This is a genomic window from Curtobacterium sp. MCLR17_054 (assembly GCF_003234335.2).
GTDB lineage: Bacteria > Actinomycetota > Actinomycetes > Actinomycetales > Microbacteriaceae > Curtobacterium > Curtobacterium flaccumfaciens.
In genome coordinates this window covers 2,749,346-2,767,870 of record NZ_CP126263.1, presented here as the reverse complement: position 1 = coordinate 2,767,870, position 18,525 = coordinate 2,749,346, and the positions used below count along the sequence as shown (strand labels likewise).

The following is an 18,525-nucleotide window of genomic DNA, read 5'->3' as shown; positions in this document are numbered from 1 at the left end:
GACTATGGTCACGACATGGCCGACGACATCCGGATCGCGTTCCTGCTGTTCCCGCACCTGACCCAGCTCGACCTGACCGGTCCGGCGCAGGTCCTCAGCCGCGTGCCCGGCGCACGCGTCGAGTACGTCGCGGCGACACTCGACCCGGTGCCGAGCGACTGCGGCTTGGCGCTCGTCCCCACCGTGACGATCAGGGATGCAGGCCCCGCGGACGTGCTCGTGGTGCCCGGTGGTGACGGTGCCTTCGACGCGATGCTCGACCCGGATGTCGTGGCCTTCGTGCGACGTCAGGCCGAGCACGCGAGGTGGATCACCTCGGTGTGCACCGGCGCCTTCGTGCTCGGCGCCGCCGGGCTGCTCGCCGGCAGACGCGCGACCACCCACTGGGCCTCGAAGCCGATGCTCGAGGCCTTCGGCGCGCAGCCGGTGGACGCCCGGATCGTCCGGGACGGTGCCGTCGTCACCGCCGCCGGGGTGAGCGCGGGCATCGACATGGCGCTGTGGCTCGCCGCCGAGCTCGCTGGACAGTCCGCGGCCGAGGCGATCCAGTTGCAGATCGAGTACGACCCGCAACCGCCCTTCGACCACGGATCGGCTGAACGCGCAGACGCCGTCGTCGTCACCCGGGCCCGCGCAGCAGCCGAGGAATCGCGCGGCGCGAGGGTGACCCGCGCCGCCGCAGCCGTCCTGCGCTGACGCGGACCTTCGGACGGTCACGAATCCCCGCTGGTCTCCGCCGAGTGGTCACGACACGTCGTTCCGGGCGCGGCCAGTCGACACTTCGTGACCGCTCGGGGCCATGCACGCGGGGTGTTGTGACCGGGCAGCCGCAGCAGCAGCAGCCGCCGCCGCCCGGCCGCCGCGCGCTAGACCAGCGGCTTCCGCATCTGCGCCGACGTCACCTGGTACCCGAGCGCCGCGTAGAGCTCCTGCGCCCCGGTGTTGTAGCCGAACACGTTCAGCCCGATGCTCGTCGCGCCGTGTTCCGCAGCGGCGCGGTGCCCGAGCTCGAGCGCCCGCCGTGCGTGCCCACGGCGCCGGTGTGCCTCGTCGATCTCGACGTTGAACACCCACCAGTCGGTGCTTCCCGGCGTGAGCGGTCCGATCCACAGGTACCCGATGACGGTGTCGTCCTGGTCGGTGACGTCCCACACGAGGTGCCCGTCGGCGGGGGACCCGCCCGGGAACCAGCGGTCCCGCGACTGCTGCTCGTTCGCCTCGGCCTGCTCGCGGGTCTCGCCCGCCTGCATCCGCGACTCGACGTACTCGGCCATCGTGCGCTGGAGCCAGGCCGGGAGGCGCGTGGCCGGCATCAGTGCCAGCCGCGTGTCCGTCATCGGTTGCCCTTGGAACCCCGGCTCGGTTTCCCGCGCATCTTGCCGCGTCCGGGTGTCGGCCCCTTGCCGGTGTTCGACTTCTTGCCGGCGCCGGACTTGCCGCTGCCGGGCGACTTCGCCTTGGCCTTGCCGCCGGCGCCCGCGGAGCCGCCCTTGGAACCCGACGCACCCGACCCGCCGGACCCACCCGACCCGCTGGACGAACCCTTGGCACCCGACCCGGCCTTGGCGCTGCCACGAGCCGGACGCGAGTCGTCGTCGGCGTCGCGATCCGGGCCTCCTGGCTGGCGCGAACTGTTGGCGGTCCGCCCGCGCACCACGCCGATGAACTCCTCGGTGGTCTCGGTGGCGTCCTCGTCCCGCCAGACCAGCGCGATGCGCGTGCCCTCGGCGTCCATGAGCGGACGACCCACCAGGTCCTTGCGGCTGGCGGCGCGGAACAGCGACTGGGGGAGCACGACGACGCCGACGTTCGCCTCGACCAGGTCGAGCGATCCGTCGATGTCGGCCGGCACCGGGCCGGCGTCGATCACATGGACCTCGGCGTCGGCGAGGTCGACCTCGGCGAGTTCGGCGAGGGGGGAGTCCTTGGGCATCGCGACGACGGCCGTCTCGGTCCAGAGCGGGATGGCGTTGTGCTGCTCGGACACGGGCATGCGTGCGAAGACCATGTCGGCCTCGCCGGCCAGCGTGTCGTCGACGTCGTCGGCGCCGATCGGCCGCAGCCGGAGCTCGATGGAGGGGAAGCGTTCCCGCCAGACACGGGCCCACTTTGCGGGGGAGACCCCCGGCACGAAGGCGATGGTGAGAGCCGCGGTCATGCAGACGAGCATAGGGGCCGTACCCTTGTCCTCATGGCGCAGGAACAGACCATGAAGCCCGAGACGGCTGCGAAGAAGCTCGGCATCTTGCTGACGGCGGCTCCGGAGTCATTCCAGAGCGCTCCCCTCACGCGGACCGCCTTCGACGAGCTCCGCACCGAACCCCCGACCTGGCTCGAGGACCTCCGACGCGACGGCCCGCACCCGCGACCCGTCGTGGCGCAGAAGCTCGGCATCTCCATCTCCGGCCTGAGCCGTGCGGGGATCGACGACGCCCTGACGACGGCGGACATCAAGACGCTGCTCGAGCAGAAGCCCGAGTGGCTCGTCCGCGAGCGTGCGACGCAGGCCGCCGTGCACGCCGAGAACGCCCGCGTGAAGCAGGAGCGCGCCGCCAAGGCCGCTGCCCGCGCCGAGGACTGACCCCACCCCGCACCACTCCGCCGCACCGAGGACGCCCCACGTGCACGAGACCGTCGCCGACGCCATGCTCGTCGTGCCGCAGTTCGCGTCCGTGTGCTGCATCGTCGGTGACCGCTACCGACCGCGCCCGGGCGTGATCGTGCCGGCGGGCGTGATGCTCGTCGCGATGCTCATGCCCGTCGTCGACGCCGGAGCGGTGTGGACCCTGTTCGCCGCGACCCTCCTGCTCCTGCTCGCGCCGTTGCCCGTGATGCGTCGCCGCCGCGCCGACGGTCGCCGCGCGGAGCCGATGGACGTCCACCGCGCGCTGTCCGCCGTCGTGATGGCGGGGATGCTGCTGATGGGCCACGCCTCGGGCGTCGCCGGCGACCACGCTGGGCACGGCATCGCCCTGTCCGCGGTGCTCGGCGCCGGCGTGATCGGCTACTGCGCGTTCAGCGGCTGGCTGCTCCGGTACGAGTGGGGCCGCGAGGACCGGCGGGCCGTCCGCAGCGGCGAGGTCTTCGCGATGACCGTCGCCGTGGTGGGCATGACCCTGGCGATGTAGCGGAGCGCGCGCTGGCGGTCGCGGCCCCGCAGCCGGTCCGTCGGGTCCGTCAGTCGCGTGCGGCGCTGTCCGTCGGGGCGTCCGCCGCGTGCGTCACCCGCTGCTTCGCCGCCTGGATCGTGTCCTTCGGCACCGGCGGCACACCCCGCCGGATCCCGCGCAGGCCGACGACGAAAAGGATCGCGGTCACGATCGCGAACACGACGAAGGTGATCCCGGTCGCCGCCCACAGCGGCAGCGCGAGAGCGAGCAGCGCCACCGCGAAGCCGGCCAGCGCGACCAGGGTCGTCAGGGCGAACCCGACAGCGACCCCGGTGAGCACCAGCCCGGTCTTCGCACCGCTCGCGCGCTCGCCGATCTCGTGCCGCGCCGAGGCGACCTCCTCGCGGACGGCGCGCAGCACCGGCTCGAGGGCCTTCTGCACGAGTCCGGCGGTCACGGTGTCGCGGAACGACGGCCGTCCGGGAGCGGTGGTGTCGTCGTGGTCGGTGCTGCTCATGGGGTCTCCTGTCCGGGCGCGGCGGTCCGCGTCCCCTCACGGGACGCGACCGGTCCGATGATCGTCACGCTGACTCGCGTGCGCCCGGTGCGTTCCCAGGTTGCGCAACGGACGGGAGGCCCGCCCCGCGTCGTCGACGCTGGACGGGCCTCCCGGGTGGTCGGGCCCACGGCCCTACTCGGCGACCTCCTCGAGGTCGTCGATCCCACGGGCGGCGGCCGCTGCGCGGCGGGCACGCATGGACGGCGCGGCGACGGCGGCGAGCACGGCCACGACCGCCACACCGGTGCACGCCCAGAACCCGATGGTGAAGGCGTCGTCGGTGGGCAGTCCCTGCGGCGTGCTGTGCGAGGTGATCAGCGCGGCGATGACTGCGGTGCCGACGCTCGAGCCGATGGTCCGGACGACCGTGTTGGCGCTGATGGCCTCACCGGTCTGGTTCGCGGGGACGCTCTCGATGATCGCGTTCGAGCAGGCGGCGAGGGCCATGCCGATGCCGATGCCGGTCAGGACGCCGGAGGCCACCACCTGCCACAGCTCGGCGTGTGCGATCGCCGGCAGCACGAACGCGGCGACGATGGCGAACCCGCCGATGAGCATCGGCGGCTTCGGGCCGACCTTGCGCACCAGGATGCCCGCGATGGGCCCGGCGACGACCATCATCACGACGGTCGGCAGCAGGAAGAGACCGGCCTGGGTGACGTCCTTGCCGAAGCCGTAGCCGAGCGCCGTCGGGAGCTGCAGGAGCGTCGGCACGAGGACGAAGGTGCCGAACATCGCGAACCCGAAGACGAGTGCGACGACGTGGGCGGTCCAGACGCCACGGACCGCGAAGAGCCGGACGTCGATGAGCGGCTCGGCGACCCGGAGCTCGACCAGGACGAACACGACCAGTGCGACGGCGCCGAGGACCAGCAGACCGATGGTCTTGCCGTCACCCCAGCCCCAGGTCTCGCCCTCGCTGACGGCGAGCAGGATGGCGACGAGCGACACCGCGAGGACGAACGTGCCGGCCATGTCCAGGCGGCCGGGCTTCCGGACCGGGGACTCCGGCATCCCGAAGACCGCGCCGAGCAGTGCGATGACGACGAGCACGGCGGGGAGCCAGAACAGCCAGTGCCAGGACAGGTGCTCGACGATGGGCCCGGCCGCGACGATGCCGACACCGGCGCCGATGCCGAAGATCGCCGACAGCAGACCGATCGTGACACTGACCTTCTCCTTCGGCAGCTCGTCACGGACGATGCCGATCGACAGCGGCATCACGGCTCCGGCGGCACCCTGCAGCGCGCGCCCGACGATCAGGACGCCGAGGTTCGGTGCGAGGGCGGCGAGCACGGCGCCGACGAGCAGGATCGACAGCACGACGATCAGGACCTTGCGCTTGCCGATCATGTCGCCGAGGCGACCGAGGATCGGCGTGAGCACGGAGGCGGAGAGCAGATAAGCGGTGAGCACCCAGCTCGTTGCACTGGTGGAGGCGCCGAGGTCCTGCCCGATGGTCGAGAGCGCCGGGGCGACCAGCGACTGCAGGACCGCGAAGGACAGGCCGCCGAGGGACAGGTAGACGATGATCGCCGTGCTGTTCGGACGGCGTCCGTCGGTGGTGGGGTGCGAGCCGGTCCGTGGGCTCTGCATGGTGTCGGTCATCGTGCTCCGTGTCGTCGTGGTCGTCGATGTAAACAATTGCTGACATGACGAGCGTACGCGTTCGAGAGGGCATGTCAACGCTTGCTTACATCCCTGTGAGGACCGGTAGGCTGCGTTCCATGAGCAAGGACGCCGCGGCCACCCGACTCCTGCTCGTGCAGGCCGCCCGGCGTCGGTTCGCCTTCGACGGGTACCGCGCGACGACCGTCCGCGACATCGCCGGGGACGCCGGGGTGAACGTCGCCCTGATCAACCGGTACTTCGGTTCGAAGGAGGGGCTCTTCCGCGCCTGCCTCGACCGCGTCGTGCGCGACCTGGGAGCCGAGGAGACGAGCCAGCAGGGCCTCGAACGGGCGCTGACGGGCATCATCACGCACATCGTGCGCGCCCCGACCGACGACGACTCCCTGCAGCTCATGCTCCTGCTCCGGTCCTCCGGCGACGACGGCGCCGATGCCATCCGCCGTGAGACGCTGCGCCGGTACGCCGAACGGCTCGCGGGCACGGTCGGCGGCGCGGGGTCCGAGGAGCTGCTCGTCCGTGCCGAGATCGCGCTGGCGGTGGTGCTCGGGATGTCGATGCTCCGGCAGTCCACCGCGGTGGAACCGCTGGCATCCGCCGACGACGCCGTCGTGTCGGCCGCGCTCGAGGACGCCCTCCGCGCCCTGCTCGCGCCGTCGCGGTAGCGTCGAGGCGTGTCCGATCGTCCCGCACGTCGCCCCGACCCCGCTCCGCGCCTCGACGAGGTCGACGAGCGCATCCTCTGGACCCTGTCGGCCGACGCCCGGATCCCGAACAACCGGCTCGCGGCCGCCGTCGGCATCGCGCCGTCGACCTGCCTGGCACGGGTCCGTGCGCTCGAGGACGCCGGGGTGATCCGCGGCTACCGAGCCGAGGTGGACGTCGCCCGGCTCGGGTTCTCGATCGAGGCGATGGTGTCCGTCCGGGTGCACGCCGCGGCCCGCCACGAACTGCGGGACTTCGCCAAGCGCCTCCTGCGGGTGCCTGTCGTGCAGGACGTTTCGTTCCTGGCGGGGGACAAGGACTTCCTCGTGCACATCGCGTGCGAGTCGACCGAGCAGCTCCGGGACTTCGTGGCCGACGAGCTCAGCGGTGACCCCTCGGTGGCGACGACGCAGACGAACATCGTGTTCGAACGCCTCGTCGCCGACCGGGCCACCCAGGGCCGCTCGTTCGACGAACTGCGGCGCTGGCGGGCCTGACGCGCGGAACCCGGGTCAGCGCTTCCGGGTCATCGGGATGTGCGGGATGCGGTCCTCCAGGTACTCGTCCCCCGAGCGCACGAAGCCGAACCGGCCGTACCATTGCTCCAGGTGCGACTGGGCACCGAGGGCGATGCTCGGCGAGCGCGACTCGGCGATCGCAGCCTCCATGAGCTGCGCGCCGAGGCCCTGGCCGCGGGCGTGCTTCGCGGTGGCGACCCGGCCGATGCGCTCGGTGCCGTCGGGCTCGCGGAGCAGGCGGAGCGTCGCGTCCACCGAACCGTTGCCGGCCCAGAACTGCACCGTGCCCGGCTCGAGGTCACGGCCGTCGATGTCGCCGTACGCGGCTTCCTGCTCGACGACGAAGACGTCCTGGCGGAGCCGCAGGATCTCGTGCAGCGTGACGATGTCCAGGTTGCGGGTCGGAGCGTTGAAGATCGAGACCACGGACGGCCCTTCCTGAGAATTTCTTCCGAAACAGGGTGTGTTCCGGACCGGATCGGCGTACATTGCCGGTCAACCACTCTACGTGCGCAGCCGAGATCAGGAGGTGAGCGCATGCACCACCCGTTGCGTGCACCCTGGCGCGCCGCACTCCGCATCGTCCTGCTGGGCGTCGGGACCCTCGCCGCCCTCGTGCTGCTGTCCCTGCTCCTCGGCGCGCGACCGGCCTCAGCCGCGACGACCTCCGCCGCACCGACCGAGCAGCGCGGACTCGTCGGCAGCGTCGTCGACGGCGTCGGCGGCACCGTGCAGGGCGTGACCGGTGAGGTCGGCAAGGTCGTCGGCGGCGTGACGGATCCCGTCCGCAAGGCCGTGTCGCCTGCACCTGCACCTGCTGCGCCCGCTCCGGCCCCCGCGCCCGCACCTGCTCCGGTGCCCGCAGCGCCCGCACCGGCTCCAGCAGCACCCGCTCCAGCTCCCGCACCGGCACCCGCAGCCCCCGCGCCGTCGAGCCCCGCTCCGGTCGCGACCACCCCGGCTGCCCAGCCGACCACGACCGCCCCTGCGGCCCACCCGGCCACGCGCCCGGTGCGACAGGTCGTCGACCAGGTGACCAGTGCCTCCAGGCCGGCCACCGACACCGTCGCGAACGTCCTGCGCCCCGTCACCGGCACCGTGGAACGCGTCACCGACGCGCGCCCGGTGACCACCGTCGTCGACACCGTCGACGACGTGGTCGGCAGCGTCCCGGTGGTCGGCACGGTCCTCGGCGACGACACCCTCGGCAACGTCACCGGTCCGGTCACGGGCCTGGTCGACGACACGCTCGGCTCGGTCGGCACGACCGTCGGCACCGTCCCCGACGTGGTCGAGGGCGTCGTCCCGTCCGTCGGCGGCACCCTGCCAGGAGGCACGGACCCCGTCGTCGACGTCCCCGCGCTCCCGGTGGGCGGCGGCTCGAACCCGTCCGCCGGGCCCGTCCCGTCGGTGCCGGTCGCGAACGCACCCGTCCGGCCCGGAACCGTCGCCCCGCAGGGCGCCACGGTGCCCACCGCACCCACACCCGCATCCGCGCGCGTCGTCGCCGCCGATGCCGTGGGCGACCGCGCAGCCGGGGTCCGCCCGTCGGAGCCGGTCGCCGCAGCTGCCACGACGGCCACGGCCGGTCCGGTCGTCACGGCCGTCGATGTGCATGACGCGACCCTCGGCGGACACGCGCTGCTCGTCCCCGCGGACGGCGAGGGCCACGGGCTCCCGTTCGACGGAGCCGACGCCGGCGTGCTCGGTGGCAGTGCCTCCTCGACCTCCGGCGGCGCAGCAGCCGTCGGCATCGTCGGCTCGACCGACGACATCGTCTCCCTCGCCGCGGGGTCTCGCGGCACGCTCTCCGACGACGCGGTCCCCGCATCGGTCGTCGGCGAGCACGACGTCGCCCCTGACTGAGATCGGTGCGCCTGTCCGCCACGGCAGGCACGCACACATCCCGGCTGCGTCCGCGGTCGGTGACGATCTCGATCAGGGAGTACGACCATGAACAAGTACGTCTCCAGAGGGCTCTGGTTCGCCCTCTTCGTCGGCGGGCTCACGCTCGGCGGCACGGCTGCGGCGAACGCGGCCACGACATCCGGTGCCGACGGCACCGTCTCGGGCACCCAGGTGGCCCCTTCCGTGGAAGCCCCGGTGTCCCTCGGCGGAAACGCGATCGCCGTGCTCGGCGACGCGGTGTCGACGGCGACGGGGTCCACGCCCGCCGCTCCGGCGACTGCTCCGGCCACGACCGCTCCTGCCCCCAGCACCTCGGGCCAGGACGGCACGCTCTCGGGCACCCAGGTGGTGCCGGACGTCGCGGCACCGGTGACGGTCGGCGGCAACGCCGTGGCGGTCGCCGGTGACGCGGTCTCGGCCGCCGCACCCGCGGCTGCTCCGGCTCCGGCGCCTGCTGCCCCCGCTCCGGCTCCTGCCGCTCCTGCCGCTCCCGCTCCGAGCACCTCGGGCGAGGACGGCACGGCTTCCGGCACCCAGGTCGCCCCGACTGTGACCGTCCCCGTGACGGTGTCCGGCAACGGGATCGGCGTCCTCGGCGACGGCACCTCGACGTCGACCGCCCCGGCGGCGGCGACACCGGCGCCGGCTGCCGAAGCCCCGTCGGCGCCCACGACCTCGGGCACCGACGGACTGCTCTCCGGCACCCAGGTGACCGGTCTGGTCGACGTCCCGGTGACGATCGGTGGCAACGGCATCGGCGTCCTCGGTGACGGGACCGCGACGGGCACGGCGCCCGCTGCGGGCACGGGTACCGGGACCGCTCCGGCGGCCGGTGGTACGACCTCGGGTTCGGACGGCACGGCTTCGGGCACGCAGGTCTCCCCGGCCGTCTCGATCCCGGTCACGGTGGCGGACAACGGCATCGGGCTGCTCGGGACGGGCACCGCGACGGGCACGGCGCCCGCCGCGGGCACGGGTACCGGGACCGCTCCGTCGGCCGGTGGTTCGACCTCGGGTTCGGACAGCACGGCTTCGGGCACGCAGGTCTCCCCGATCGTCGACGTCCCGGTGACGATCGGTGGCAACGGCATCGGCGTCCTCGGTGATGGGACCGCGACGGGCACGGCGCCCGCTGCTGGCTCGGGCACCGGTACCGGGACCGCTCCGGCGGCCGGTGGTACCACCTCGGGTTCGGACGGAACGGCCTCGGGTACGCAGGTGTCCCCGGTCGTCGACGTCCCGGTGACGATCGGTGGCAACGGCATCGGTGTCCTCGGTGACGGGACGAGCACCGGCGGCACGACGGCTCCGGCCACCGGTACCACGACCCCGGCGGCCGGTGGTACGACCTCCGGCGACGGCGGCCTGCTCTCCGGCACCCAGGTCACCCCGGTGATCAGCCTGCCGATCACGATCGGTGGCAACGGGATCGGCATCGTCGGTGACGGCACCAGCACCACCCCCGGCACCGGCACGAACCCCGGGACCGACCCCGGGACGGACCCGGGCACGGACCCGGGCACGGATCCCGGTACGGACCCGGGCACGGATTCCGGTACGGACCCGGGCACGGATCCCGGTACCGACCCCGGTACGGACCCCGGTACCGACCCGGGCACCGTCCCCACCGACGGGACGGGCACCGACACCGGTAGCACGCCCGGCACGGCGACCATCCCGGTGGGCACGGTCGGCGTCGTCGAGCCGACCCGGGCCTCCACGGCGGGTGTGCTGACCACCACGACCGCTGCCACCAGCGGGGTCCGCACCAGCGCCGGGACCGTCGCGGCAGCAGCCGCGGCCGGTGACGGCCAGCCGGAGCTCGCCTACACGGGAGCCGGCTCGCCGGTCCTGCCCGCCGGGTTCGCGCTCCTGCTGCTCCTCGCCGGAGCGGGCACGCTCGTGCTCCGTCGCCGGCACTGACCGGCGGGTGATCGAGGGGCGTCACACCGTGGCGCCCTCGTCACCGTGCCCGGAGGAGCGTGCGCGTTCCACGACAGAACACCGGAGGATCGACGGATGTCCTGTCGGAACATGTGGGCGCATCGGATGCGTGTGCATGTTCCGACGGACCGCTCGTCGATCGACTCGTGCATCGTCGCAGTGCGGACGCCGGACGCGGACGCCGGACGCCGCGGGTGCCACGTGCTGACCGTGCCCGGGGGAGACGCCCGGTTACGGCGGCGCGGCCACCGTGGCGCGGCCGTCAGCGGCCTGGGGTATCGTTCCGACTACGCAAGCGCTCCGGGGTCGGTGTAATTCCGAGCCGGTGGTGACAGTCCACGAACTGATGACGGGTGCGAACCCGACAGAGGTTGACCCGGTGGGATTCCGGGACCGACGGTGAAAGTCCGGATGGGAGGCGCGCTGGGCGGACAGGACGACCCCACGACCCGTGGGGTGCGACCCGTCCGTCGATGCCGACGATCGTCGAACGCCCCCGGAGTCCCGTTGAGAGGACACCAGTGTTCACCGGCATCATCGAGGAACTCGGCACCGTCACCGCCGTCGAGCAGCAGGGCGACTCCGTCGCGCTCACCGTCCACGGCCCCGTCGTCGTGCAGGACGCTCGGCACGGCGACTCGATCGCGACGAGTGGTGTCTGCCTGACCGTCGTCGAGCAGACCCCCGAGACCTTCACCGCCTTCGTCATGAAGCAGACCCTCGACATGAGCGCCCACGGTGCACTCCGGGTGGGGGACCGCCTGAACCTCGAGCGCGCCGCCTCGGTGGGTGACCGCCTGGGCGGGCACATCGTGCAGGGCCACATCGACGGCACCGCCACGGTGCTCGAGACGGCCGACGGTGACGGCTGGCGACGCGTGCGGTTCTCGCTCGCGCCCGCACTCAGCCCGCTCGTGGTCGACAAGGGTTCCATCGCACTCGACGGCGTCTCGCTCACGGTCAGCGCGGTCTCACCCGAGGACACCGCGCCCGACGCGGCCTGGTTCGAGGTGAGCCTGATCCCCGAGACGCTCGAGGCCACGACGCTCGGGCTCCGCGTGCCGGGTGACCGGGTGAACGTCGAGACCGACGTCCTGGCACGGCACGTCCGCCGCATGCTGCGGCTCGACGCCGCGGCGCAGTCGCTCGAGACCGTCGGATCGGAGGCCCGGTGATGGTCGCCGAGGCCGGTGCCGTCCCGCAGGCACTCGGGTTGTCGAGCATCGAGGCCGCGATCGCGTCGATCGCCGCCGGTCGTCCGGTGATCGTCGTCGACGACGAGGACCGCGAGAACGAGGGGGACGTCATCCTGTCCGCCGAGCTCGCCTCGCCGGAGTGGATCGCGTGGACCGTCGCGCACTCGTCCGGGTTCATCTGCGCGCCGCTCAGCACCGAGATCGCCGACGCCCTCGACCTGCCGCCGATGGTGGCGCACAACGAGGACGTCCGCGGCACGGCCTACACGGTCACCGTCGACGCCGCCGTCGGTGTGACCACCGGCATCAGCGCTCATGACCGCGCCCGTACGCTGCGGGTCCTCGCCGACCCGACCTCGGTGCGCGACGACCTGCACCGCCCCGGACACGTGGTGCCCCTGCGCGCACGACCGGGCGGGGTCCGTGAGCGCGCCGGGCACACCGAAGCAGCGATCGAGCTCGTCACCGCAGCCGGGCTCCGGCCCGCTGCGGCGATCTGCGAGATCGTCGACGAGGACGGCAGCATGATGCGGCTGCCGGCGCTCGTCGGACTCGGGGCACGCGAGGGCGTGCCCGTCATCACCATCGCCGCGCTCGCCGAGTGGCTGGACGCGGCAGACCGGGCGGCGGCAGCGACCGCAGCGCCCACGGAAGGAACGACACGATGAGCGGAGCAGGCGCGGCGGACCGCGACCAGGTCGACGGCACCGGGATCCGGGTGGCCGTCATCGCCGGACAGTGGCACGACACCATCGCCGCGGGCCTGCTGGCCGGCGCACAGCGCGAGGTCGAGCGGCTCGGGGCGACGGCCGAGGTCATCCCCGTCCCCGGCAGCTTCGAGCTGCCCGTGGTCGCGAAGACCGCGCTCGAGGCCGGGTTCGACGCGGCGGTCGCGCTCGGCGTCATCATCCGCGGTGGCACCCCGCACTTCGAGTACGTCTCGGGTGCTGCGACGAGCGGCCTGACGCAGGTCGCGATCGACACCGGCAAGCCCGTCGGGTTCGGCGTGCTCACGCTGGACGACGAGCAGCAGGGACTCGACCGCGCCGGGCTGCCCGACTCCAAGGAGGACAAGGGCGCCGAGGCCGCACACGCGGCGATCAGCACCGCGGTGACGCTGCGGTCCCTGCGCCTCCCGGTCTGATCGGCTCGTGATCTGACGCTCCACGCAGAACGGCCCCGCACCGGTGAGGTGCGGGGCCGTTCTGTGCTTGCTGGTCCGCGCTTGCTGGCTCGCGGCAGTGCTTGCTGGCTAGCGCTTGCCGAACACGTGGATCGGCAGGAAGAAGGAGAGGCTCATCAGGAGCACGCCGGCCATGAAGACGAAGGCCTGGCCCGACTCGACCTGGAAGGCGAACCCGAACAGGTACATCGACAGCAGCAGCAGCAGGATCGAGAAAACAGCGGCGATGACGCGGCCCACGGGATACCTCCGGGTGTCGACGAGTGGATCGTTCCCCAGTCTATCCCCAGCCGGGGGTGTGCCGGTTCACGCTCCGGGTCGCGTCGCGATCAGACGGTCGACGACGGTGAGCAGGGTCTCCATGTCGACGCTGCCCCGCTTCGGTCGCACCTCGCTCGCGGCACCGAGCGAGGCCTGGTGGTACAGCCCGTCGCCGAGGAGCTTGACGGCCTGCGCGGTCGGCTCGTCGCCGAGGGCGTCGACGAGGGTCGCGAGCCAGGCGTTCTCGGTGTCGTCGAGGGTGCGTCCGGCCTCTTCGTAGCCGGCCTGCTGCAGGCGGCTCGCGGCGAGCAGGGCGAGGTCCAGCTCGCTGCCGACGAACAGGCAGTTGCGCACGAAGTAGCGCGCGGCACCGTCCTCGGCCTCCTGCATGCGCTCGACGTCGATCGCGGACAGGTCGGACAGGCGTTCGCAGAGCCCCTCGACCAGCGCGGCCTTGGACCCGAAGTGGTAGAGCAGGCCGCCCTTCGAGACACCGGCGCGCGCGGCGACGGCGTCGAGCGTGGCGGGACGCTCGCCTTCCTCGCACACGATGGCGACGAAGCTGTCGAGGACGCGGTCGCGGGCACTGGCCATGCCGAGAGTCTAGGAGCAGTTCCGGGGGTCGCGGACGCCAGCTCCTCCGTGGTCGCCGTGAACGCTCACGAAATACCGCGGGACCGTTGCTCATCGTTCCAGCACCGGCTAGCGTCGAGCCGACCGTGAAGGTTCACGAGACGACAAGGATCCGCATGTCAGCGCAGACGGCGAACACCGCCACCACCCCGACCTCGACCACCACCGACCGCCCCGGGTGGGCCGTCCTCGGCCCCGGCGGCATCGCCCGACGCTTCCTCTCGCAGCTGCCCGCCAGCGGGGGCGTCCTGGTCGCGGCCGGCAGTTCGTCCGCCGAGCGGGCGCAGGTCTTCGCCGACGAGGCCGCCGGGTTCGGGTTCACGGATGTGACCGCCGGGACCTACGACGAGGTCCTCGCCGACCCGCGGGTGGACGCCGTCTACGTGTCGACCGTGCACACCGGGCACGCCCGGCTCGTGATCGCCGCACTCGAGGCCGGCAAGGCCGTCCTGTGCGAGAAGCCCCTCGCCGTGAACCACGGGACCGCGATGGCGCTCACGGACGCCGCACGCCAGGCCGGTCTGCCGCTCGTCGAGGCGTTCATGTACCGCTTCCACCCTCAGACCGCGGCACTGCTCGACCTGATCCGCGACGGCGTGATCGGCGACGTGACCCACGTCGACGCCTCGTTCGCGTTCCGGACGGGCGAGCGCACCGGTCGACTGTTCGACGTCGGCACCGCCGGCGGCGGGATCCTCGACGTCGGCGGGTACCCGGTGACGATGGCCGCGGCGATCGTGCAGGCCGCGACCGGGGTCGCCGTCGCCGAGCCCGTGGACCTCACCGCCACGGGCACGCTCGGGCCGACCGGGGTCGACGAGTGGACGGTCGCGCAGCTCACCTACCGGGGCGGGATCACGGCGACGGTCCGGACCGGCGTCTTCGTGCAGGACGACAACGCCGTGTCGGTGTCCGGCTCGCGCGGTCGCATCGTGCTCACCGACCCGTGGACCCTGGGCGACGACCCCACCATCGAGATCCACACCGTCGACGAACCCCCTCGCTCGCTGTCGTTCGCGGGTGAGCACCCCTACGCCCGAGAAGCCGACGCCACCACCGACGCCCTGCGTGCCGGCGGGGTCGAAGCGGCGCAGATGACCATCGACGAGACCCTCGCCACCGCCCGCACGCTCGACAGGTGGCGCGCGGCGATCGGCCTGCGCTACCCCTTCGAGGCCGAGACCGCCGACATCCCGACGGTGTCCGGCCGGCCGCTCACCGTGCAGGACGGCAACCCGATGCGCTCCGGCGAGGTGCCGGGCGTCGGCAAGCGGATGTCCCGCCTGGTGATGGGCGTCGACAACCAGCCCGACCTGGCACACGCCAGCGCGATCTTCGACCTGTTCGTCGAGCAGGGCGGCAACGTGTTCGACACCGGCTACATCTACGGCGGCGGGGTGCTCGAAGGACGGCTCGGCAGGTGGATCCAGAACCGGGGGATCCGGGAGGACGTGGTGGTCATCACGAAGGGCGCCCACACCCCGCACTGTGACCCGGAGTCGATCACCCGGCAGCTGCTCGAGAGCCTCGAGCGCCAGGGCACCGACTACGCGGACATCTACATGATGCACCGCGACAACCCCGACATCCCGGTGGGGGAGTTCGTCGACGTGCTCGACGAACACCGCCGGGCCGGCCGCATCCGCGTCTACGGTGGCTCGAACTGGACCCCGGCACGGTTCGACGAGGCGAATGCCTACGCACGGGCCAACGGCAAGCACGGGTTCGAGGTGCTCAGCAACCACTTCGGTCTCGCCGAGGCGTACGACGTGCCGTGGGACGGCTGCGAACACGCGACCGATGCGGCATCGAAGGCCTGGCTCGAGGAACGCCAGGTCCCGCTGCTGCCGTGGTCGTCGCAGGCCCGCGGCTTCTTCACCGGCCGCGCGACGCCCGAGGACACCAGCGACGCCGAACTCGTCCGCTGCTACTACTCGGACGACAACTTCGAGCGGCTCCGGCGTGCGCGGGAACTCGGCACGCAGTTCGGCGTCCCCGCGACGGCGATCGCCCTGGCGTACGTGCTCAACCAGCCGTTCCCGACGTTCCCGCTCTTCGGACCCCGTACGATCGCGGAGGCCCGGTCGTCCATGACCGGCCTCTCCGTCGACCTCTCCCCGGAACAGGTGGCATGGCTGGACCTCCGCGCCTGACCCCGGGCGGCCGCGCGACGATCATCGACGTCGCCGCGGCCGCCGGGGTGTCCCGGCAGACCGTCACCCGCGCGATGAACGGCATGTCCGGCATCAGCGCGGCGACCAAGGACCGCGTGCTCCAGGCCGCGGCTGCGCTCGACTACCGTCCGTCACGGTTCGGCCGCGGGCTCGTCACGGGTGGCGACCACCAGCTCGGGCTCGTCGTCAACGACCTGCGGAACCCCTACGCACCGGCACTCGCCTCCGCGGTGCTCGGCCTGGCCGCCGCCCGCGGGTGGAACGTCATGCTCGCCGACGTCGGGCTCGCGAGCGACTCGGACCGGATGGTGGAGTCCCTCGGTGCCCAGACCGACGTCGTGATCGGCTACCTCGGGTCCCGTGCGCCGGAGTGGATCGAACGGCTCGGCTCGGTCCCGGTCGTCGAGCTCGACCCCTCGGGGCCGGTGACCCGCGCCGCGGTCCGGATCGACCCGACCGCCGCGATCGAGGACCTCGCCGACCACCTCGTCGACGTCGGGGTGAAGCACCCCGTCGTGCTCGACGCCGCCGCCGACGGCGCGCCGAGTCAGCGCGGGGAGCACATGGTCGCGGCACTCCGGCGTCGCGGGTACCTGCCCGACCTCGTCGTCGCGTCCGCGCCCACCGCAGAGGCCGGTGCCGAACGGACCGAACGGATCCTCGCCGAGCACCGCCGGGTCGATGCGGTCCTGGCGTTCAACGACGTGCTGGCGCTCGGCGTGCTGTCGGCCTGTCGTCGTGCCGGCGTCGACGTCCCCGCTGACGTCCGCGTGGTCGGCGTCGACGGCCTGCCGCTCGGGACGCTCGTCGCGCCGACGCTCACCACGCTGGCCGTCGACCTCGACGAGGTCGCCGGCCAGGCCCTCGACCTGGCGCTCGGCATGCTCGCGGGCGAGCTGCCGCGCTCGGGCGCGGCCGTCGAGCGCACGGTGCGACACCGGTTGCTGCTCCGCGAATCGGCGTAGGCCCGACGACGCGACCAGTGGACCGACGCAAGGCCCGTGGCGGGACCGGCACGGGCCTCCCGGCCGTCGTCAGTTGCATTTGCAACCAAAACCGTCCGGACGGTACACTAACGGAGTCCTGACGGGGCGCGTGTCCATCCCGCGTCCCGTCTCGTCTGCCCCACGTACCACCCGCCGTCGACCTGGTCCGGCTCGAAGTCCCAGGAGTCCGCCGTGTCCGCACTGCTCACCAGCCCCGTCGCCACCCGCGTCACCGGCAGCCGCGCCCGACGGTTCCTCGCGCTCGCCGTGCTCATGCTGCCGGTCCTGCTCATCTCGGTCGACAACACCATCCTGAGCTTCGCGCTGCCGTCGATCAGCCGCGCGCTGAACCCGGACGCGACCACGCAGCTCTGGATCGTGGACGCGTACCCGCTGGTGCTCGCCGGTCTACTCGTCGTGATGGGCAGCATCGGTGACCGCATCGGCCGTCGGCGGATCCTGGTGATCGGTGCGACCGGCTTCGCCCTGTTCTCGGTGGCCGCGGCGTTCGCGACCGACGCGTGGATGCTCGTCGCGGCCCGGATCGCGATGGGCGTGTTCGGCGCGATGCTCATGCCCGCGACGCTGTCGATCATCCGCAACGTGTTCGTGGACGCGGGGGAGCGGCGGATGGCGCTCGCCGTCTGGTCGACGATGTTCGCGGCCGGCAACGCGCTCGGCCCGCTCGTCGGCGGCGCGCTGCTCGCGCACTTCCACTGGGGCAGCGTGTTCCTGGTCGCGGTGCCGATCCTCGTGCTCATGCTCGTCGGCGTGCCGTTCTGCGTGCCGGAGTCCCGCGACCCGATGCCCGGGCCGGTCGACCTGCCGAGCATGTTCCTGTCCCTCGGCGCGCTCGCACCCATCGCCTGGGCCATCAAGTCGGTCGTGCACCCCGAGGAGCGCGGCCTCGCGATCGCCATGCTCGCGGTCGGTGTCGTGTGCGGCATCGCGTTCGTCCGTCGGCAGCTGCGGTCCCGCACGCCGATGCTCGACCTGCGCCTGTTCCGCAGCACGGCCTTCACCGGCAGCGTGCTGATGAACCTGGCGGCGATGTTCTCGCTCACCGGGTTCCTGTTCTTCATCGCCCAGCACCTGCAGCTCGTGGCCGGGCTCGACCCGTTCGCATCCGGCGTCGTCCTCATCCCGGGGTCGGTCCTGACCATCGTCGCCGGGCTCGCGGTCGTGCCGATCGTGGCGCGTGTCGCCCCGCGCTGGGTCGTGTCGGTCGCGCTGCTGTTCTCGGCGGCGGCGTACGCCCTCGTCGCGGTCCTCGGACACCACGCCTCCATCGCCGCCCTGGCGTTCGCGTTCGTGCTGCTCGGCATCGGGATCGGGGCGTCCGAGACGGTGACGAACGACCTCATCATCTCGACGGCACCGGCGGACAAGGCGGGTGCGGCGTCGGCGATGTCCGAGACGGCGTACGAGATCGGCGCCGTGCTCGGCACCGCGGTCCTCGGCACGATCCTGGCGACGACCTACCGGGCGCACGTCGTGGTGCCCGACGGGTTGTCCTCGGCGGCGCACGTCGCGGCGCAGGAGACCCTCGGCGGTGCGGTCGCCGCCGCGGGGCAGCTCGGCGGCAGCGCCGGGCAGGTGCTGCTCGAGTCGGCGCGGGCGGCCTTCGACTCCGGCGTGACGATCACGGCGGGTGTCGCCGCGGTGCTCATGGTCGTGGCGGCCGCGGGTGCGCTCGTCATGCTCAAGCGCCGCTGAGCG

Annotated in this window: 20 protein-coding genes and 1 riboswitch; of the genes, 13 read left to right on the top strand and 7 right to left on the bottom strand. The window is 72.6% G+C overall.

What is annotated here, in order from left to right; genetic code table 11:
* Positions 1 to 15 precede the first annotated feature (15 nt).
* Positions 16 to 696: a DJ-1/PfpI family protein gene (locus DEJ08_RS13090; protein WP_111054382.1), complete on the top strand. Its 681-nt coding sequence runs from the start codon at positions 16 to 18 to the stop codon at positions 694 to 696.
* A 170-nt stretch (positions 697 to 866) separates the two neighbouring features.
* Here DEJ08_RS13090 and DEJ08_RS13085 read toward each other — a convergent pair whose 3' ends face one another.
* Together DEJ08_RS13085 and DEJ08_RS13080 are read right to left on the bottom strand one after the other, a co-directional pair.
* Positions 867 to 1,337 (bottom strand): GNAT family N-acetyltransferase, encoded by a 471-nt coding sequence (locus tag DEJ08_RS13085; RefSeq protein ID WP_111038132.1) that lies wholly within the window; start codon positions 1,335 to 1,337, stop codon positions 867 to 869.
* The gene (locus DEJ08_RS13080; protein ID WP_284180470.1) at positions 1,334 to 2,158 is read right to left on the bottom strand and encodes a LysR family transcriptional regulator substrate-binding protein; all 825 of its coding nucleotides are present in this window, start codon (positions 2,156 to 2,158) and stop codon (positions 1,334 to 1,336) included. The genes DEJ08_RS13085 and DEJ08_RS13080 overlap by 4 nt, the downstream gene beginning before the upstream one ends.
* A 33-nt stretch (positions 2,159 to 2,191) precedes the next feature.
* On the opposite strand from DEJ08_RS13080, the gene DEJ08_RS13075 reads away from it, so the two are divergent.
* Positions 2,192 to 2,581: a DUF5997 family protein gene (locus DEJ08_RS13075; protein ID WP_017888549.1), complete on the top strand. Its 390-nt coding sequence runs from the start codon at positions 2,192 to 2,194 to the stop codon at positions 2,579 to 2,581.
* Positions 2,582 to 2,621: 40 nt separating this feature from the next.
* Positions 2,622 to 3,128, top strand: a complete 507-nt coding sequence (locus DEJ08_RS13070) for a hypothetical protein (RefSeq protein WP_017888550.1) — start codon at positions 2,622 to 2,624, stop codon at positions 3,126 to 3,128.
* 49 nt (positions 3,129 to 3,177) lie between these two features.
* Here the strand turns inward: DEJ08_RS13070 and DEJ08_RS13065 are convergent, their stop codons facing one another.
* Both DEJ08_RS13065 and DEJ08_RS13060 read right to left on the bottom strand, forming a co-directional pair.
* Positions 3,178 to 3,627, bottom strand: coding sequence for a phage holin family protein (locus DEJ08_RS13065; RefSeq protein WP_111054380.1), 450 nt, complete (start codon positions 3,625 to 3,627; stop codon positions 3,178 to 3,180).
* A gap of 174 nt (positions 3,628 to 3,801) precedes the next feature.
* On the bottom strand, positions 3,802 to 5,277 hold the full coding sequence (locus DEJ08_RS13060) for an MFS transporter (protein WP_111054379.1): 1,476 nt from the start codon (positions 5,275 to 5,277) through the stop codon (positions 3,802 to 3,804).
* Positions 5,278 to 5,396: 119 nt separating this feature from the next.
* Between DEJ08_RS13060 and DEJ08_RS13055 the strand changes: the two genes are divergently transcribed.
* Together DEJ08_RS13055 and DEJ08_RS13050 are read left to right on the top strand one after the other, a co-directional pair.
* Positions 5,397 to 5,963: a TetR/AcrR family transcriptional regulator gene (locus tag DEJ08_RS13055; RefSeq protein ID WP_071405114.1), complete on the top strand. Its 567-nt coding sequence runs from the start codon at positions 5,397 to 5,399 to the stop codon at positions 5,961 to 5,963.
* 9 nt (positions 5,964 to 5,972) lie between these two features.
* Positions 5,973 to 6,500, top strand: coding sequence for an Lrp/AsnC family transcriptional regulator (locus DEJ08_RS13050; RefSeq protein ID WP_027466312.1), 528 nt, complete (start codon positions 5,973 to 5,975; stop codon positions 6,498 to 6,500).
* 15 nt (positions 6,501 to 6,515) lie between these two features.
* Here DEJ08_RS13050 and DEJ08_RS13045 read toward each other — a convergent pair whose 3' ends face one another.
* On the bottom strand, positions 6,516 to 6,947 hold the full coding sequence (locus DEJ08_RS13045) for a GNAT family N-acetyltransferase (RefSeq protein ID WP_027466313.1): 432 nt from the start codon (positions 6,945 to 6,947) through the stop codon (positions 6,516 to 6,518).
* 111 nt (positions 6,948 to 7,058) lie between these two features.
* Between DEJ08_RS13045 and DEJ08_RS13040 the strand changes: the two genes are divergently transcribed.
* From DEJ08_RS13040 to ribH, 5 genes are all read left to right on the top strand, one after another.
* Positions 7,059 to 8,387, top strand: coding sequence for a hypothetical protein (locus DEJ08_RS13040; protein ID WP_181438973.1), 1,329 nt, complete (start codon positions 7,059 to 7,061; stop codon positions 8,385 to 8,387).
* Positions 8,388 to 8,474: 87 nt separating this feature from the next.
* Positions 8,475 to 10,352 carry a beta strand repeat-containing protein gene (locus DEJ08_RS13035; RefSeq protein ID WP_111054378.1) on the top strand — a complete coding sequence of 626 codons (1,878 nt, stop codon included), beginning with the start codon at positions 8,475 to 8,477 and terminating at the stop codon, positions 10,350 to 10,352.
* Positions 10,353 to 10,665: 313 nt separating this feature from the next.
* Positions 10,666 to 10,800, top strand: a riboswitch (FMN riboswitch).
* Positions 10,801 to 10,894: 94 nt separating this feature from the next.
* Positions 10,895 to 11,548 carry a riboflavin synthase gene (locus tag DEJ08_RS13030; RefSeq protein ID WP_071247477.1) on the top strand — a complete coding sequence of 218 codons (654 nt, stop codon included), beginning with the start codon at positions 10,895 to 10,897 and terminating at the stop codon, positions 11,546 to 11,548.
* Positions 11,548 to 12,237, top strand: coding sequence for a 3,4-dihydroxy-2-butanone-4-phosphate synthase (gene ribB, locus DEJ08_RS13025; protein WP_111029361.1), 690 nt, complete (start codon positions 11,548 to 11,550; stop codon positions 12,235 to 12,237). The genes DEJ08_RS13030 and ribB overlap by 1 nt, the downstream gene beginning before the upstream one ends.
* Positions 12,234 to 12,713: a 6,7-dimethyl-8-ribityllumazine synthase gene (gene ribH, locus DEJ08_RS13020; RefSeq protein ID WP_071406282.1), complete on the top strand. Its 480-nt coding sequence runs from the start codon at positions 12,234 to 12,236 to the stop codon at positions 12,711 to 12,713. The genes ribB and ribH overlap by 4 nt, the downstream gene beginning before the upstream one ends.
* A 108-nt stretch (positions 12,714 to 12,821) precedes the next feature.
* Here the strand turns inward: ribH and DEJ08_RS13015 are convergent, their stop codons facing one another.
* Positions 12,822 to 12,992 carry a hypothetical protein gene (locus DEJ08_RS13015; RefSeq protein ID WP_181438972.1) on the bottom strand — a complete coding sequence of 57 codons (171 nt, stop codon included), beginning with the start codon at positions 12,990 to 12,992 and terminating at the stop codon, positions 12,822 to 12,824.
* A gap of 66 nt (positions 12,993 to 13,058) precedes the next feature.
* Positions 13,059 to 13,607 (bottom strand): TetR/AcrR family transcriptional regulator, encoded by a 549-nt coding sequence (locus tag DEJ08_RS13010; RefSeq protein WP_027466318.1) that lies wholly within the window; start codon positions 13,605 to 13,607, stop codon positions 13,059 to 13,061.
* A gap of 155 nt (positions 13,608 to 13,762) precedes the next feature.
* On the opposite strand from DEJ08_RS13010, the gene DEJ08_RS13005 reads away from it, so the two are divergent.
* The 3 genes from DEJ08_RS13005 to DEJ08_RS12995 all read left to right on the top strand — a co-directional run bounded on the left by DEJ08_RS13005 (position 13,763) and on the right by DEJ08_RS12995 (position 18,522).
* Complete coding sequence (locus tag DEJ08_RS13005) at positions 13,763 to 15,799, top strand: aldo/keto reductase (protein WP_111054377.1); 2,037 nt, start codon at positions 13,763 to 13,765, stop codon at positions 15,797 to 15,799.
* Complete coding sequence (locus DEJ08_RS13000; RefSeq protein ID WP_111029363.1) at positions 15,778 to 16,785, top strand: LacI family DNA-binding transcriptional regulator; 1,008 nt, start codon at positions 15,778 to 15,780, stop codon at positions 16,783 to 16,785. Before DEJ08_RS13005 ends, DEJ08_RS13000 begins: the two co-directional genes overlap by 22 nt.
* 213 nt (positions 16,786 to 16,998) lie before the next feature.
* A complete protein-coding gene (locus DEJ08_RS12995) occupies positions 16,999 to 18,522 on the top strand; it encodes an MFS transporter (RefSeq protein WP_027466321.1) in 1,524 nt (507 codons plus the stop codon).
* Positions 18,523 to 18,525: the final 3 nt, after the last annotated feature.

Bases quoted from the DNA above. Each gene is read 5' to 3' on its own strand.
- DEJ08_RS13090 (WP_111054382.1), top strand. From the start codon at position 16: ATGGCCGACGACATCCGGATCGCGTTCCTGCTGTTCCCGCACCTGACC.
- DEJ08_RS13085 (WP_111038132.1), bottom strand. From the start codon at position 1,337: ATGACGGACACGCGGCTGGCACTGATGCCGGCCACGCGCCTCCCGGCC.
- DEJ08_RS13080 (WP_284180470.1), bottom strand. From the start codon at position 2,158: ATGACCGCGGCTCTCACCATCGCCTTCGTGCCGGGGGTCTCCCCCGCA.
- DEJ08_RS13075 (WP_017888549.1), top strand. From the start codon at position 2,192: ATGGCGCAGGAACAGACCATGAAGCCCGAGACGGCTGCGAAGAAGCTC.
- DEJ08_RS13065 (WP_111054380.1), bottom strand. From the start codon at position 3,627: ATGAGCAGCACCGACCACGACGACACCACCGCTCCCGGACGGCCGTCG.
- DEJ08_RS13060 (WP_111054379.1), bottom strand. From the start codon at position 5,277: ATGACCGACACCATGCAGAGCCCACGGACCGGCTCGCACCCCACCACC.
- DEJ08_RS13055 (WP_071405114.1), top strand. From the start codon at position 5,397: ATGAGCAAGGACGCCGCGGCCACCCGACTCCTGCTCGTGCAGGCCGCC.
- DEJ08_RS13040 (WP_181438973.1), top strand. From the start codon at position 7,059: ATGCACCACCCGTTGCGTGCACCCTGGCGCGCCGCACTCCGCATCGTC.
- DEJ08_RS13035 (WP_111054378.1), top strand. From the start codon at position 8,475: ATGAACAAGTACGTCTCCAGAGGGCTCTGGTTCGCCCTCTTCGTCGGC.
- ribB (WP_111029361.1), top strand. From the start codon at position 11,548: ATGGTCGCCGAGGCCGGTGCCGTCCCGCAGGCACTCGGGTTGTCGAGC.
- ribH (WP_071406282.1), top strand. From the start codon at position 12,234: ATGAGCGGAGCAGGCGCGGCGGACCGCGACCAGGTCGACGGCACCGGG.
- DEJ08_RS13010 (WP_027466318.1), bottom strand. From the start codon at position 13,607: ATGGCCAGTGCCCGCGACCGCGTCCTCGACAGCTTCGTCGCCATCGTG.
- DEJ08_RS13005 (WP_111054377.1), top strand. From the start codon at position 13,763: ATGTCAGCGCAGACGGCGAACACCGCCACCACCCCGACCTCGACCACC.
- DEJ08_RS13000 (WP_111029363.1), top strand. From the start codon at position 15,778: ATGGCTGGACCTCCGCGCCTGACCCCGGGCGGCCGCGCGACGATCATC.